The organism is Antrihabitans spumae, assembly GCF_043944905.1.
GTDB lineage: Bacteria > Actinomycetota > Actinomycetes > Mycobacteriales > Mycobacteriaceae > Antrihabitans > Antrihabitans spumae.
This window is the reverse complement of the sequence record NZ_JBIMSN010000138.1, coordinates 13,018-28,941: the sequence shown is the minus strand read 5'-3', so window position 1 is coordinate 28,941 and position 15,924 is coordinate 13,018. Positions and strand designations below refer to the sequence as shown.

Below are 15,924 nucleotides of genomic sequence, written 5' to 3'. Positions count from 1 at the left end.
GCGCAGCCACATTGCGACGTTGCGATGCGCTGAGGGCGAACAGGGTGTGATCTCGAACGCTGGTTACTCTGGCCAGGTGAATCGACGGATGCTCACCCTCCTTGTGGCTTTGGTGCCTGTTATCGCGCTGGGTGTCCTCGGCAGTGTTCTGACGGTGCCGTACGCAGCGCTCGGACCCGGTCCGACCTTCAACACCCTCGGTGAGGTCGAGCCGGACAAGCCGATCGTCGACGTCGAGGGCGTGCCGCTCGATCCGACGTCCGGCAACCTGAACATGACGACGGTCTCGGTGCGGGACAACCTCACGATCTTCGAGGCGTTCGCGTATTGGGCAAGCGGTCGCCAAGGTCTCGTACCCCGCTCCGAGATCTACCCGCCGGACAAGACGAAGGAAGAAACCGAGGCCGACAACAAAGCCGACTTCGAACAGTCCGAGGACAGCGCCGAGCTCGCCGCCCTGCAATACCTGAAGTACCCGATGAAGTTGTCGATCGGGGGAGTCGGCACCGACGGCCCGGCCAAAGACACGCTGCGGGAGGGCGACGAGCTGATCAGCATCAACGGCGTCGACGTCGCCTCGGTGTGCGGAGTCCAGAAGGCGGTATCAGGTTCCGGTCCCGACAGCGACGCAACCATTCGCTTTCGTCGCGACGGCGTGGATACCTCGGCTGTGGTGAAACTCGGTGCTCGCCCGGGAGACCCGGAGAAGGGCTACCTCGGCATCACCCCGGTCGAGAAGCCGGACGGCCCCGTCGAGGTGACGTTCAACCTCGCAGACGTCGGCGGTCCGTCGGCGGGCTTGATGTTCAGCCTCGCTGTGATCGACAAGATGAGTCCGCTCGAGCTGAGCGGCGGGACGTTCATCGCAGGCACAGGCACCATTGATTCGTGTGGCGCGGTCGGCCCGATCGGTGGCATTCCCTACAAGATGATCGCCGCTCAGGAGGCGGGTGCGAAGACCTTCCTCGTGCCTGCCGAGAACTGCGACGAGGCCAAGCAGCGGGCACCGGACGGTTTGCGGTTGGTGAAGGTGACAACGTTGGACGATGCGGTCGGTTCGCTCGAGGCGATTCGTGACGGTCGGGACGCCCCTGGCTGCTAGGCGGCTACGCCGCTCGTGAGTCCTTTAGGAGGTCGCGCCCTCCTAAAGGACTCACGAGGCGCGAAGCGCCCTACTCGCTTTCGAGCGTCGCGTGCAATGCCTCGACGATGTTGGGCGCGAGGTCGGGATAGGTCAGCAGCTCCAGGTCACCGTAGGATTCGTCCTCCTCGTCGGGCCGAAGCTGCAGCAACGCCAACGACTGACCGTCGCGCAGGACCGCCGCGAACAACCTGCCTGCTCGCCGCTCCGGATGTGCTTCGGCAGCAGCTCGCGCGGCCTCGTCGGCAGCGTCGCGATCCGCAAGCAGCGGCGCGAGTGCCTCGTCGAGGTCGGTTTCGGCTTCGGGCGGAAGCACGACTATCTCCTGAGCAAGCACACACCCGACGACGGCAGGCGGCCATGTCGTCGTTGCGAGGAACTCGTCGAGCGCTCGGCTGCCGCCGTCGATGTCGTGCGGCATCGCTTCCTGCTCGATCGGTGTGATCGACGGTCCGTCGGCCAATTGATCGTGCAGCGCAGGTTCGGCCGCGATGAGGTCGGCCGTCGGTACCAGGGCGAACAAATGGGGCGGTTGGTCCCAGCCTCGTGCGTCGACGTGCTCGGCGACCTCGCGGAGGCAGCGGGCCAAATCATCTTCCGTTGGGCCGAATTGGGTCACGGACGCATCATTTCATCCACGCCGATGCCGCCGTGCGGGCGGCTCCGCGCTGTGCCGAGAGCGAACACCGCACCGCGGGCAGTTGCCGCCGCTCGCCAGCTACGCACTCTTCCGTAGAGTGGGGCGAAACGGTCACGGGAACCCGCGACCGGTAGCGAACGATCGCGACGCGCACTGTGCGTCGCCGAACACTCTGGAGCGTGGCACGTGGGCATGCGGCCTCCCACCGGTTTACCTTCGTTGTCGCGGCGTAGCCGGGTACTTCTGGTGGTTGCCCTGGTGATAGCGGGACTGTTTCTGATCGGTCCCCGAATTGTGGACACCTATACGAACTGGCTGTGGTTCGGCGAAGTCGACTACCGCAGCGTGTACGTGAAGGTGATCGTCACCCGAATCATCTTGTTCCTTGTCGTCGGACTCCTCGTCGGCCTGATCGTCTTCGCGGCGTTGGTTCTTGCCTATCGCACTCGGCCGGTATTCGTTCCGGTCGCAGGTCCGAACGACCCGATCGCGCGCTACCGGACCACCGTGATGTCGCGTCTGCGGCTCTTCGGGCTCGGTATCCCGCTGGTCATCGGTGTGTTGTCCGGGCTTGTCGCACAGTCGAATTGGGTTGTCGTACAGCTGTTCCTCAACGGCACCGAGTTCGGGACAAGAGATCCCCAATTCAACCTCGACGTCAGCTTCTACGCCTTCGATCTGCCCTTCTATCGCATGGTGTTGAACTGGTTGTTCGTCGCGGTCGTCGTCGCGTTCCTCGCAAACCTGGTGACGCAGTACGTCTTCGGCGGTTTGCGGCTGAGTGGGCGTGAAGGTGCGCTGACGCGGTCGGCGCGAATCCAGCTCGCGGTGTTGGCGGGAACGTTCATCCTGCTGAAGGCGATCGCGTACTGGTTCGACCGCTATTCGTTGCTCTCCAGTGACCGTAAGGAACCGACGTTCACAGGTTTGAGCTACACGGACGACAACGCAGTACTGCCTGCGAAGTTGATCCTGCTCTCGATCGCAGTTATCTGCGCCCTTGCTTTCTTTGCCGCGATCTTCCTGCGAGACCTGCGTATCCCGGCAATGGCAACCGCGTTGCTCGTCTTGTCGTCGATCCTGGTCGGTGCGGTATGGCCGCTCGTCGTCGAGCAGTTCTCGGTACGCCCGAACGCCGCGGACAAAGAGCGAACGTATATCGAGCGAAATATTCAAGCGACTCGACTTGCGTACGGGATCACCGACGACAAAGTCACCTACGAGGACTATTCGGGCGTCGCAACGAAGAACCCCGCAACCGTTCCCGCGGATATCACGACGATCGCCAATACCCGTCTGCTCGACCCGAACGTGCTCTCGCGCACCTTCACCCAGTTCCAGAACCTGAAGAACGTCTTCGGCTTCCCGGCGACGCTCGACATCGACCGCTACAACATCGACGGCAAATTGCAGGACTACGTGGTCGCCGCACGTGAACTGTCGCCGAAGAACTTCCAGGACAACCAGAAGGACTGGATCAACCAGCACACCGTCTTCACACACGGCAACGGCTTCATCGCGGCGCCGGCCAACAGGGTCAACGCCGCGCCGACGTCGGATGCGAGTGCGAACAACGACAGCGGCTACCCGATCTTCACCGTCAGTGACCTCGCGACGCAGAAGTCCGGCGATCAGATCATCAAGGTCGACCAGCCTCGCATCTACTACGGCGAAGTCATCGCAGAGAACGATCCCGATTACTCCATCGTGGGCAATTCCGAGGGTTCGCAGCCTCGTGAATACGACAGCGACACCGAAAGCTCGACGTACGCCGGTTCGGGCGGTGTCCCACTGGGCAATTGGATCAACCGTCTCGCGTTCGCCGCGAAGTACACCGAGCGCAACATTCTGTTCTCAGGTGTGATCGGACCGGAATCCAAGATCATCTTCAACCGCGATCCGCGGGAGCGGGTGCAGGCAGTCGCGCCGTGGCTGACCACGGACGGCGATTCCTACCCGGCCGTCGTCGACGGCAAGATCGTCTGGATCGTCGACGCCTACACCACCCTGGACGCATATCCGTATGCGCAGCGCAGTTCGCTGGAAGGCCTGGTAGAGGACAGCATCGATCAGAACACCGGACGCCTGCTGCCTCGAAAAGAGGTGTCCTACATCCGCAACTCGGTGAAGGCGACCGTCGACGCATACGACGGCACCATCAAGCTCTACGAGGTGGACAAGAACGATCCCGTCCTCAAGGCGTGGATGGGAGTCTTCCCGGATGCCGTCACGCCGGAAAGCGAGATCAGTCCCGAACTGCGAGCGCACTTCCGGTACCCGGAAGACCTGTTCAAGGTGCAGCGCGAAATGCTTGCCAAGTACCACGTCGACGATCCGCGAGAGTTCTTCACCAACAACGCCTTCTGGTCGGTGCCGAGCGATCCGACGATCGACTCGGGCGGTGCGGGCAATCAGCCGCCGTACTACGTGTTGCTCGGTGATCCGGAGACGGGCGAGCCCTCCTTCAATCTCACCAGCGCGATGGTCGGCTATAACCGAGACTTCCTGTCGGCCTACATATCGGTGAAATCGGACCCCGACGGGTATGGGCAGTTCACCGTCAGACAGTTGCCGACCGAGTCTCAGACACAGGGACCCGGTCAGGCGCACAACTCGATGACGACCAACACCGACGTGTCGACCGAGCGAACGCAGATCGTCGGATCGAACCGGATTCTCTACGGCAACCTGCTGACGCTGCCGATCGGTGACGGCGGGATCCTGTACGTCGAACCGCTGTATACGGAACGACTGGCTCAGGGCAACGCAGCGACGTTCCCGCAGTTGTCCAGGGTCCTGGTGAGTTATCGAGACAACGGCATCATCAAGATCGGCTACAAGCCGACCCTGAAGGCAGCATTGGACGTCGTGTTCGGTGAAGGTATCGGTGCCGCGGCGACAACGCCGGGTGGTGATGCGAGCAGCGAACCGCCCGCCGTCGGTGTTCCGCCGGTAGTTCCTCCGACGACACCCGAAGGTGGGACGCCGCCGCCGGCAGGTACGCCGCCGCCGTCGGGGAATCTGCAACAGGCCGTCGTCGATCTTGATTCGGCGCTGGAGAACGTCCGCAACGCTCAACGCAGCGGTAACTTCTCCGACCTGGGTACGGCGTTCGACAGGCTGCAGCAGGCGATCGACGCCTACGAGGCCGCGGGAGGCTAATCGAGTACGACGCACGCGCTGTCAGCCACTTCGGCTGGCAGCGCGTTTGTCGTTATGTGCCCCAGGGGACGTCGAGCGCATAGGTGTGCAGGCAAACAAGCGGCCCCAGACCTGCACATCTATGCACTCGATGCGGCCCGAGTTTCGCTGTCAGCGAAACGAAAGGCTCTGTTCCGCAATCGATTTGCCTTTGCGCTCCACCTGCCTGTAACGTTGGGTTTACCGACGCGGGGTGGAGCAGCTCGGTAGCTCGCTGGGCTCATAACCCAGAGGTCGCAGGTTCAAATCCTGTCCCCGCTACTACAGATCAGGCCAGGTGACACTCGTCACCTGGCCTGATTTTTGTCTTCATCCGCTGTAGCGCTCGGCAAGTCCGACACCTGTCTGCACTTCCGGGGGCGATTTGCATATGCATCCGAACTCGCTGTACCGTTCGGTCTCACCACCGCGGGGTGGAGCAGCTCGGTAGCTCGCTGGGCTCATAACCCAGAGGTCGCAGGTTCAAATCCTGTCCCCGCTACTAAAGAGAACGGCTCCGGAAGACTTTGTCTCCGGGGCCGTTTTCGTTGTGTGCCCAGCACCCTGGTACCCAGCGTCCTCTACCCGGCAAATGCCGCAAACTTGACTGTGCCGCTGCGGCATACTTCAGACTGGCAGTCGGTACTGCGCACCTTGCGTAGTCGACCGCAGGGGAGGAGTGGCTGCCGTGGGCTGGAGTACCCGCCAGCTCGCCGAGCTCGCCGGCACGACACTGCGGTCCGTTCGGCACTACCACGAGGTCGGTCTGCTCCCCGAGCCGGAACGAGCACCGAACGGGTACAAGAGCTACGGAGTCGCACATCTCGTCCGGTTGTTGCGGATCAGGCGCCTGGTGGACCTCGGCTTCTCGTTGCCCCGCATCGCTGACATGGGCGCTGCCGACGAGCGTCCCGACGAGGCGTTGCGGGCGTTGGATGCCGAACTGGCCGCGACCATCGAGCGATTGCAGCGCGCACGTGTCGAGGTTGCCCGGTTGTTGGGCGCCTCGGCCCCGACCGACCTACCTCCGGAGTTGGCGATGGCGGCGGCCGATGCCGATCTCACCGATGCCGACCGTACGTTCGTCGTTGTCATGTCACGGGTGCTGAGCCCGGCTGCCCTCGCCGCCTATGCGCGAATGCTGCGGTCGCCCGATGTCGTTCCTGCCGGTCGCGAACTCGACAACCTGCCAGCAGACGCGGACGAAGGGACCCGACGTGAACTGGCCGCTCGGCTGCTGCCTCAGATCCGCGATCTCTACACCGAGTATCCGGACCTACTTGACGCCGGTGCCGTCGCAAACGCGTCGACGGCCGCACATGCGGTCGACGTGGCCGTCACGGACCTCTACAACTCCGCCCAGCGCGACGTCATGCGGCGCGTCGGGCAGCAGCTTCGCGACAGTGCAAAGGCCTTGTCGTGACCAGTCGATCCCCGAGAGATAGGAGTCGCCCAACAATGAGTTCGTCGACGACAGGCCGACGTGGCCACAAGCGGACGTCATCCCTGGCCGTGGCTGTTCTGCTGGTGCTCGGTCTCGCTGCGTGCAGCGACGGCGAGTCTGTGGACACGGCCGCGAACCTGCAACGTTTCTACGATCAGGAGTTGGCGTTCGGCTCATGCGATGGCTACGCGACGACCGCTGCCGACGCGCAAGCTTTCGCCGTCAGTCCAACGGCCCAATGTGCGCGACTGGAAGTGCCGCTCGACTACGACGACGCTGCGGGCCGACCGCGCAGATCGCCGTGCTCAAAGTGCCCGCGCGAGGCGAACCGATCGGGTCGCTGCTGATGAATCCCGGCGGACCCGGCGGGCCGGGTATGAGCATGGCCGCAGCGGCAACGAAGACACTCGCCGACAGCGCTGTCACCGAGAAGTTCGACCTGATCGGGTTCGATCCGCGCGGGGTCGGCGCCTCCACGCCGGCAATCGACTGCTTCACCGACGCTGAGATCGATGCTGGCGAAAGCACGACCTCGGTGGTGGTAGGCGCAGGAACACTGACCGAAGAGGACACCCGCCGCATCGTCGACCGGTGTGCAGATGGATCCGGCGGTAGGGACGTGCTCGCCCATGTCGGTACCCGGGATGCTGTGCGAGACATGGACATTCTGCGTGCGGTGCTCGGCGACGACAAGCTGAGCTACCTGGGTCAGAGCTACGGAACCCGTCTCGGCGCGGTGTACGCGGAGATGTTTCCGCAGAACGTACGAGCTCTGGTCCTCGACGGTGCCATCAATCCGCGCGCAGGCACCGACGACCGTCGAATCTCGCAGTGGACCGCCTTTCAGCGGTCCTTCGACGCAATGGCCGCGGACTGCGCGACCCGGCCGGACTGCCCGTTGGGTACCGACCCGAGCAAGGCGACCGAGAAGTTTCAGAGCATCGTCAGGCCGCTGGCCGAGCGGCCGATAGTCAACGCCAACGGAACGAAACTCGACTTCAACGCCGCGTACGGCGCGGTTACCGCAGGGCTGTACACGTCCGCGGTCTGGCCGAAGATCATCGAAGGTATCGCCGAGATCGAAACGGGCCGAGGCGACACACTGCTTGCGTTGGGCGCCGCCTTCGCGGGTCGCGATGCCGACGGGCGCTACGCCAACTTCAGCGAAGCCGTCTTCGCGATCAACTGTCTGGACGAGCAACGTCATACCCCCGCAGAGGAGACCGACCTCAAACGCCGCATCCAGGAAGTCGCGCCCTACACCGACTCGGGGCAGGGTCCTGACGGTGCGCGGGATCCGTGTGAGTTCTGGCCGGCCGAACCGACTCTCGGCTACCCGTACGCGACGGACATCGAGGGCTTGCCCGAGACGTTGACGATCTCGATCACCGGTGATCCGTCCACGCCGTACGCGGGCGGGCTCAGCCTGGCCGAGACCCTCGGCGGTTCGGTACTGACCGTCGACGGCGAACAGCACACGATCGCCTTCGCAGGCACCGACAAGTGTGTGAACGACATCGTGGCCGACTACCTGATCAACCTGAAGACCCCTCCGGAGGATGCCCGGTGCTCGTTGTGAGTACACGCGATATGTAGACGGCCTGACCGATCACCAAGCAGGTTGCGAACGGTTCGTGAATGGGCGGCACGTCGTCGACCGTCGTGGGTGAGGTCTTCGGAACCAGTTGTGCCAGATCAGCTCCGGTACGCGCGACCACTCGACGCGCGGCGCCCGCGTAGGTGGCGGCTGTATCTGCGCCGTCGCTGACGGCGTGGAGGTGGTCGACAAGTCGTGCCATGGCCTCGTCGTCACCTGCGGCGGCGTCGATCAGTGACAGGCCGGCGTCGACGGCGGTGGCAGGCAGTCGACGGACGGAGTCGAGGCAGCTGAACCACACCTCGTCGCCGGACGGCGCGACCGTGCGCTGCGTGAGGTGCCGCAGGACGGTCCCGTGTTCGACGAGCAGCCCGAGCCACGCCCGGGCGAGCACCCGCGCCGTCGTCGGATTCCAGGACGCGCTGCGAGACGGAAGGTGGTAGACCGGATCGCCTGCAGCGGTCGTCGCGACAGTCGCACGAGCAGCGTGCGTCGAATCCAGCATGGCGACGGCACGGATCGCCCGCTCGCCAGCCTTGCGATCGGAGTCGACGGCAACGTCCTGCACAGCTTGCTGCAGTATCGAGGTCGCCAGAAATTGCTCGCTCGGTGCGAGAAAGCCGACGTGCTGCAGCACCTTCTCGGCGATTCTGCTGTCGATGCCGATTCCTGGATCGACGGCCGTCGTCGACGTGATCTCGTGGCGATCGGCATCGATCGGCCGCGGCGTCGACAGTCGCCCCCCGACCAGTGTCGGCTTGTTGGTGGGGCCGAATCTGCCACGGGCCGAGGGATTTCCGCCGAGGAGCAGAAGTTGGTCGGACAGCAGCAACGGCATCCCGCGAGCTGCCTGCAACGACGAGATCAGGTCGTCGGAGTTGTCGTGTCGATCGAATTCGAGGACACGCGATCGGCTGCGAGGATGCCAAAAACCGATCCGCGCCAACGCAGCTACTCGCTGCGCAGCGTGCAGCGGGTGCCGCCGGATCGACTCGTGTGCCATCGCTGTCCTTCGGTCGACTGTGCCGTCAACCTAGCGACCGCCGATGCCGTGCCGTGAACCAACTCGAGATCGACGAGGAAACAGCATCCGAACGGCCGGCGCCGTTACTACGGGTCACACAGTGCAGAGTGGCCGAATGTCGGTGGCTCCGCCTGGCGTCGGCGCGGTGAGAACGAGGCACGAGTTGTAGCCGCGGTCTTCTACGACCGATCGAATCTTCTGCCATTGCGCGGCGTCTACAGCCGGCGACCGCGACAGGACGAAACCTGCGGAGCGGCCCGGGTTACCGACCAGTGCCCACGAGTAGTCGTCGGCGATGTAGGTGACGATGTAGTTGGGCGGTCCGTCGGCGGAATTTTGCAGCGGTATCTGCGGAAAGCTCACGTGCAGTTGTGCATTGGTGATCGGGTCGGTGACGCGCGCGTTGCCGACGATGCGATTGGTCTGCCCTGTCCACGTGGTGCAGGTGTTCTCTACCCGAACGTTGGTCGGATCGATGAGTTGGTAGTTGGCTTTCGTGTCGCGGGCACACACCAGGTTGAACGGCTGGGGAACGGCGGCTACCTGATTCCAATCACCAAGATAGCGTTCGACATTCAACGAGGCTATCGGCGCAAGTGGTTGCCCCGCTGCCGTTCCCGGCGCTGCGGAGGCGGTCGGGGCGGCAGCGAGCGCGGCACCGATCAGTACGGCACCGGCCACGGCCAGCCCTCGAATGCGCCGAAACCGTTGTGCTGAATCGACTTTCGGTGACAGGTTCACGTTGCTCGAACTCCTTCTCGTTGTGTTGGAACGGGATCGATCGAATTCGGCCACCAGATGCGGGGACCGATGAGGGTGAAGAGGGCAGGAACCACGACGGTTCGAACGACGAACGTGTCGAGCAGAATGCCAAGGCCGACAACGATACCGAGCTGGGTGAGGGTGATCAGCGGGAGTACGCCGAGCACGCAGAACACCGCCGCCAGCACAATTCCCGCGCTTGTGATCACCGCGCCGGTCGATGCGACAGCCCGCACGATTCCTGTCCTGGTGCCATGGGGCGGTGTTTCTTCGCGTGCGCGGGTCACCAGGAAGATCGTGTAGTCGACGCCTAGTGCGACCAGGAACAGGAAGGCGAACAGCGGGACGTTGGTGTCGAGTGCCGGAAATCCGAAGACGTTGGCGCTGACCCAGCTGCCGATACCGAGCGCGGCCAACGCGCTGAGCACCGTTGTCCCGACCAGGACCAAAGGCGCTGCGAGAGCACGCAAGAGCAGGACGAGCACCGCGAGCACCTCGAGGAGGATGAGAGGTATCACCACGCTGCGGTCTCTACTGGCGGCGTCACGAGTGTCCAATGCTTTGGCGTCGCTACCACCAACGAGTGCGTCGGCGTCGGGAATGTTCGCGAGTTCCGACCGCATCGCTGTCACGACGTCGAATGCGGATTCGGACGCTGGTGGCGCTGTGGTGACGACGGACCATCGGGTGAGGCCGGTATCGGAGCGGCCGACCTCGGTGGCGGAGACGACGCCTGCGGTCGAGTCGAGCGCGCGCTGCACGTCCGCCGCCGCCGACGTTCGCGCGACGACAACCGCCGGATCGGAGCGGCCGGCGGGAAAGTGCGCCGCGAGAGTGTCCAAGCCATCGACCGATTCGGCGGTGACGCGGAACTGGTCGCTCTGCGAAAGCCCGATCTGTGTGCCGAGCAGGGCCACAGCGCACACCGCGAGAGCGCCGATCGATGCGACCGCAACTGTTGCCGGGCGCCGCGCAACGCCTGTAGCGACGCGGAACCACACGCCGTCGGTCGTCGTATCGCGGTCGCCGATTCGAGGCACGTAGGGCCAGAACAGCTTCTTTCCGCACAGTGCGAGCGCAGGTGGAAGCGCGAACAGCACGAATACCGCAGCGACGATCAGTCCGGCGGCCGCACATGCTCCGAGGCTGCGAGTGCTCGGTACCGAGGCGAGCAGCAAGATCAGAAGTGCGAGAACCACGGTGGCATTGCTTGCGACGATCGCCGGCCCAGCGCGGCGCACGGCATGACGCAGCGCGGTTCGATGGTCGGCTTCATGCCGCAGTTCTTCGCGATAGCGGGACACAAGCAGGAGCGCATAGTTGGTCCCCGCGCCGAAGACCAGCACGCTCGTGATGCCCGTAGTCGAGCCGTCGAAACTGACTCCGGTGAGCTGCGCAAGGGCGGTGCCGATACTGGATGCGAGGCGATCGGCGACCCCGACGACGATCAGGGGCACCAGCCAGAGAATCGGCGACCGATAGGTGACGATCAGCAGCGCCGCGACGACCAGAGCGGTTACGCCGAGCAATGTCACGTTGGCACCGGAGAACGAGTTCGCGATATCCGCACCGAAGGCGGGTCCGCCGGTGACCTGCATGGTCAGATCGTTTGGCTGATTTTCTGTTGCCGCAGAACGAAGTTCGGTGACCAGGTCGCTGAGGTCGAAGCCGGACAGCTCGGCATCGATCAGGACCGGTGTGATAGCGGCTCGCTTGTCGGGCGCCGTCTCCAGTGGGACCGCCGCGACGTCCAATGCCGGATCGACGGATCGATCGACGGCGCGCATACGATCGCGGGCCGCGGCGGCGGAGGCAAGATCCGGATCGGTGAGTTCGCCGCCGTCGGACCGGCTGACCACAAGAACAACAGGTGCGACGGCCGAGTTCGGGAACTGTTCGAGCGCGTCGTCGACGAAGGCGGAATCGGCCGACGTCGGCAGTGACGTCGGCGACTGACCCGCGGAGTCGTTGGCGCCGATCCCGCCGATGAGCGCGCCGGTCAGCACGAGAAGCGCGATCAGTATCGCCCAGGACCTGCGTCCGGTCACTGCTGCCGCTACTACGTCCCAGGGGGAGGTGCGATTGCCCATGGCTGAAAGAATCTCATTTACTTAAATATTAAGCAAATTAATCATCATGTGAGACCGTAAGCGGTGCAGGCGCTAGTCTTGCGCGTGAAACAGGAGGGACGGTGACGCAGTGCGCGAATCGCTGGTGACGGATATTTCAGCCGACGTTCGTGCCATGGCGGCGGTGTCCGAACAGATAGGCCAGGTCTTCGCCGCCCAACACGATCTGCGTGCCAACGACTTTCGAGCCCTGCTGCACATCATGGTCGCCGATGTGGAGGGCGCGCCCCTGACGGCGGGCGATCTTGCCCGCCTGCTCGGGATGTCCTCTGCCGCGATGACCTATCTGGTCGAACGCATGATCACCTCGGGCCATATTCGACGCGAAGCAGACGCATCGGACAGAAGAAAAGTGATCCTCCGATACGACGATCACGGCATGGAGGTTGCGCGGGGGTTCTTCACGCCACTCGGTGTGCGTACCCGCATGGCTCTGGCGGACCTGCCCGATGCCGACCTTGCAACCGCGCATCGCGTTTTTGTGGCACTCATCGAGTCCATGCGTGCGCACTACGAAGAACTGGGTGGCGCTGCGCCCCGGAAGACCTGAGCGCACGTGGTCGGCGAGAGAGCTACACAGATCGACTAGCTCGGAACCCCGGCGGCGGCCGCCAGCGCTGCAAGCGAATTCTCGAACGCCTGTCGCGCTCGTTCGACCGGAGGATCGAGCTCGCGGTCCGCGTGGAACCCGAAGTACACGGTGCCGTCGTAGGAGAACGCGCCGACGTTGAGTCCCTGATCGGACGGGTTGAGCGGCACGATCGGATACATCTCGAGGACCCGAGAACCGTTGAGGTACAGGGGAGCGGTTGGACCGGGCACGTTGGAGACGACCAGGTTGTGGGACGGAAAGTCGATACCGACACTGAGCACGGTGGTCAACGCAGGTGACAACAACGGCGGTGCCATACCGCCTGCGACGACGAAGATCGCACCGGCCATGACGCCGCTTGCACTCTTCAACTCGTCCATTCGCCCCGAGATCATGGCGATGCGTTGCAACGGATCCGGCTCGCTCACCGGCAGTTCGACTATCACCACCGATATCCGGTTGCCGCCGACATCACCTTCGCGGCGGATGCTCACCGGAACCAGTGTCGTCGGTTCACGTTCCAGCGAAGCCGGGTCCACCCCTGCTGCGTCGAGGTATTCCGCGACCATTCCCGACACGATCGTCAGCAATACGTCGTTGATCGTGTGTCCGGTCGCCGTGCTGATCGCCTTGAGCAAATCCAAAGGCGCCGAGGTGCATTCGTAGGATCGGTTCGCGCTGATCGTGTGATTGAACGGCGTTGCGACCGCAGGTTCGCGACTTCTGAGCAATTCCCGCAACACCTGGCCGGCCTCGCGCAGGTCGGCCGCCGCGATAATCGGTGATGTCTCCAGCACGCGTGACGTGCCTTCGACGACGAGTGCCTGAGCCTTCGACAGTGGTTTGAGAGTGAACCGCCGCGCCTGCCTCGCGAGCAGACCGGGTCGCTCCTCCTCGGTGGTCGGGACCGGTTCCACCGCTTCGGCTTCCGGGCCGAGGTCGAGGACGACCATCCCGATGCCGAGGGCCGAGCTACCGTCGACGAGCGCGTGATGCATCTTGATCAGCAACGCCAACCGCCCGTCGGCCGACCCTTCGATCAGATGCAGTTCCCAGAGCGGGCGGGATCGGTCGAGGCGGCGCGACATCTCGTTGCCGACCTGGCGCATAAGTTCGGCACGGCCGCCAGGGGAGGGAAGCGCTGAGGTTCGGATGTGCCATTCGACGTCGAAATTCTCGTCGTCGACCCACACGGCGTTCGACAGTCCGGTCCGACCTTCGTCGAGGCGTTGGCGGCAGCGCGGCACGAGATGTATTCGCTCGCGGAACCTTTGGCAGATCGCGTCGTAGTCGACGCCGGACCCGCGCTCGATGAAGACCAGGCTGCCGATCGTCATGTTGACCGGCCCTGCCTCGCCGACCAGCGACGATCTGTCCATGGGTGACAACGCATCCGACATCGGCGCCTCCTGGTGCGAGAAGTCGAACGTATCGTCGCACGAAGGCGCGGGTCCCGGACCAAGATCAAAGGAGCCGGGGCGCAGGCAGTGGCCTTGCTCGATTGCTCCCGCTCAGTACAGCGGATCGTGACGAATGTTCTCCGTCGGAGTTCCGCCTGCCATCAATCTGAATTTCGTCGTTTGGATCATCGACGGCGATCCGGCGATCTGGATGTCACGGTCTTCCCAAGAACCAAGGCTGGCAACGACTTTGCCGATCTGGCCGGTCAAGCGAGTCGACATGCCCGCCGGCGCGTTTCGGAAATCGTCGACGTGCCACCACGGGTTGTCTTCGCTCTCGGTGACGGGTGTGACTGTGAGCCAAGGGTTGTCGAGCTGTAGTTCCCAGAGCGCTTCGAGGTCGTACAGGTCGCAGGGGTGATGGCCACCGACGAACAGGTGCACCCTTCGGCTCGTCGTCCATTCGGCCAGTTCGAGAACCTGGGCGCGCAGGGGAGCGATGCCGGTTCCGCAACCGATCATCAGCAGGTCGCGGGCCGGATTCGCCGGTACGCCGAGTGCGCCTAGCGGTGAACCGAGCAGCCATTGCTCGCCCACACTCGTGTGGCCGACCATCGACGGGCTTACCCAGCCGCCGGTGACCCCACGCACATGGAATTCGACGATGCCGTCGCGGTTCGCGGGATTGGCAGGCGACATGTAGCGCCACATCCGGGGCCGTGACGGGATCTGCACACTTACGTACTGACCGGCGCGATAGTCCATCGGTTGGTTGAGCTTCAGCCTGATGACGGACAGATTGCGGAGCACCCTGCGGTTCTCGATCACCGTTCCACCCCAGACCGCGGGGTTGGTGTCGTCGTCCGCGGCACCGATCATGGTCGACGCGATGACGCCGATCGCGTCGTTCCACGCCTTGTCGACGTCGTCGGTCCAGATCTCTGCGCCCGCGAAGTTCCTGAGCGCCTTGATCAGCGAGAGCCCGACCGCGGTGTAGTGCGCGGCCTGGGTGCCGTACTTACGGTGATCGCGTCCGAGTTGGGCGAGGAACGGCAGCAGCGTGTCCGGATCTTCCAAGCGATCGACCACGTAGGCGAGCGCGCGAAGGAGACGGTCGCGCTGAGTCTCCATGGCTGCGGGAAAGAAGTCGCGCGCCTCGGGGTAGTCGGTGAAGAGCGTCGCGTAGAACGAGCTGGTCAGCCGTTCGGGGCCGCCGTCGACCGCCGCGACAGCTTTGAAAGTCGTCCGGACCAGAGAGATAGTTTGCGAGTCCATTGTTAACCCCGTTCCGCGCTCGATCACCCACATGGGCGGTGTGGGTGGCGCGATCCCCCGGACGTCCACCGTTACTCGACGCGCGGGAGTGGCCTATGCCACACCCAAGTAAGAGTGTGACACATTCGTGACCTTTTCGATACTCGGTCGGAGTAACAAACCAATCAGTCCGATGGCCTGGAATGTCTGGAATGTCTAGAGATGGTCGGCGCCCGCCATCCACAATTGCTCCGTGATGTCGTGAAACACCACCAGCGAGAGCGGGTCGTCCTTCCGCATCAACACCGACTCGCTCGCCACCGCGCGCACAGCCGAGCCGTCGACGTGCCGCAGCGTGATGACGCGCCCACGGTGGCCGCACATAAGGCTGCTCGTCGCGGTCCGAGGTGCGTCCGCAGTCTCCATGACGGTCTCGATCGGTTGGTCGTGCAACACCGTTGTCTCGTAGCCGAGCATCTCTTCGAATGCGGGATTGGCATGCACGATCACACCGTCGTAGCTGACGGCAAGCAGAGGGACTGGGAGTCTGTCGAGCAGGACGAGTGCGGGCAGCTGCGCGAGGTAGCCCTGCGGTGTATCCGGATGTGGTCCTCTACGCTCGCGCACGATGTCGGGTCCTTGCTGCGATGGTGCATTCGGCCGCGAGACTCGCCGCGTACTGCACGATTGAACACGTTCGGTGTCCAGCTCCTTTATGTGGTCGACTGTACAACTTGTTACGTCACCCATGACTGGAAGAA

Annotated in this window: 12 protein-coding genes and 2 tRNA genes; 7 read left to right on the top strand and 7 right to left on the bottom strand. The window is 63.8% G+C overall.

Annotated features, from left to right (window positions below; genetic code table 11):
• The first annotated feature begins 76 nt into the window (after positions 1–76).
• A complete protein-coding gene (locus ACHIRB_RS26800) occupies positions 77–1,102 on the top strand; it encodes a YlbL family protein (protein ID WP_395117137.1) in 1,026 nt (341 codons plus the stop codon).
• 70 nt (positions 1,103–1,172) lie between these two features.
• On the opposite strand, the gene ACHIRB_RS26795 is transcribed toward ACHIRB_RS26800, so the two are convergent.
• Positions 1,173–1,760, bottom strand: a complete 588-nt coding sequence (locus tag ACHIRB_RS26795; RefSeq protein ID WP_199703032.1) for a PPA1309 family protein — start codon at positions 1,758–1,760, stop codon at positions 1,173–1,175.
• A gap of 207 nt (positions 1,761–1,967) precedes the next feature.
• On the opposite strand from ACHIRB_RS26795, the gene ACHIRB_RS26790 reads away from it, so the two are divergent.
• From ACHIRB_RS26790 to ACHIRB_RS26770, 5 genes are all read left to right on the top strand, one after another.
• Entirely contained in the window at positions 1,968–4,943 is a 2,976-nt protein-coding gene (locus tag ACHIRB_RS26790) for a UPF0182 family protein (RefSeq protein WP_395114271.1), read from the top strand.
• A 226-nt stretch (positions 4,944–5,169) separates the two neighbouring features.
• A tRNA-Met gene (locus tag ACHIRB_RS26785) sits at positions 5,170–5,243 on the top strand.
• Between the two features lie 146 nt (positions 5,244–5,389).
• A tRNA-Met gene (locus ACHIRB_RS26780) sits at positions 5,390–5,463 on the top strand.
• Between the two features lie 186 nt (positions 5,464–5,649).
• Positions 5,650–6,384: a MerR family transcriptional regulator gene (locus ACHIRB_RS26775; protein ID WP_395123202.1), complete on the top strand. Its 735-nt coding sequence runs from the start codon at positions 5,650–5,652 to the stop codon at positions 6,382–6,384.
• Positions 6,385–6,706: 322 nt separating this feature from the next.
• Positions 6,707–7,984: an alpha/beta hydrolase gene (locus tag ACHIRB_RS26770; protein ID WP_395127803.1), complete on the top strand. Its 1,278-nt coding sequence runs from the start codon at positions 6,707–6,709 to the stop codon at positions 7,982–7,984.
• Here ACHIRB_RS26770 and ACHIRB_RS26765 read toward each other — a convergent pair.
• The 3 genes from ACHIRB_RS26765 to ACHIRB_RS26755 form a co-directional block, all read right to left on the bottom strand.
• Positions 7,941–9,005 carry a hypothetical protein gene (locus tag ACHIRB_RS26765; protein WP_395123204.1) on the bottom strand — a complete coding sequence of 355 codons (1,065 nt, stop codon included), beginning with the start codon at positions 9,003–9,005 and terminating at the stop codon, positions 7,941–7,943. The genes ACHIRB_RS26770 and ACHIRB_RS26765 overlap by 44 nt on opposite strands.
• 114 nt (positions 9,006–9,119) lie before the next feature.
• Positions 9,120–9,767: a lipocalin family protein gene (locus ACHIRB_RS26760; protein WP_395123205.1), complete on the bottom strand. Its 648-nt coding sequence runs from the start codon at positions 9,765–9,767 to the stop codon at positions 9,120–9,122.
• Complete coding sequence (locus tag ACHIRB_RS26755) at positions 9,764–11,878, bottom strand: MMPL family transporter (RefSeq protein ID WP_395123206.1); 2,115 nt, start codon at positions 11,876–11,878, stop codon at positions 9,764–9,766. Before ACHIRB_RS26755 ends, ACHIRB_RS26760 begins: the two co-directional genes overlap by 4 nt.
• Positions 11,879–12,032: 154 nt before the next feature.
• On the opposite strand from ACHIRB_RS26755, the gene ACHIRB_RS26750 reads away from it, so the two are divergent.
• Positions 12,033–12,467: a MarR family winged helix-turn-helix transcriptional regulator gene (locus tag ACHIRB_RS26750; RefSeq protein ID WP_199703581.1), complete on the top strand. Its 435-nt coding sequence runs from the start codon at positions 12,033–12,035 to the stop codon at positions 12,465–12,467.
• Positions 12,468–12,502: 35 nt separating this feature from the next.
• Here ACHIRB_RS26750 and ACHIRB_RS26745 read toward each other — a convergent pair whose 3' ends face one another.
• The 3 genes from ACHIRB_RS26745 to ACHIRB_RS26735 form a co-directional block, all read right to left on the bottom strand.
• Positions 12,503–13,909, bottom strand: a complete 1,407-nt coding sequence (locus ACHIRB_RS26745; RefSeq protein WP_395123207.1) for a wax ester/triacylglycerol synthase family O-acyltransferase — start codon at positions 13,907–13,909, stop codon at positions 12,503–12,505.
• Between the two features lie 111 nt (positions 13,910–14,020).
• Complete coding sequence (locus ACHIRB_RS26740) at positions 14,021–15,184, bottom strand: globin domain-containing protein (protein WP_199703025.1); 1,164 nt, start codon at positions 15,182–15,184, stop codon at positions 14,021–14,023.
• Positions 15,185–15,379: 195 nt separating this feature from the next.
• The gene (locus tag ACHIRB_RS26735; RefSeq protein WP_395114258.1) at positions 15,380–15,790 is read right to left on the bottom strand and encodes a PAS domain S-box protein; all 411 of its coding nucleotides are present in this window, start codon (positions 15,788–15,790) and stop codon (positions 15,380–15,382) included.
• Positions 15,791–15,924: the final 134 nt, after the last annotated feature.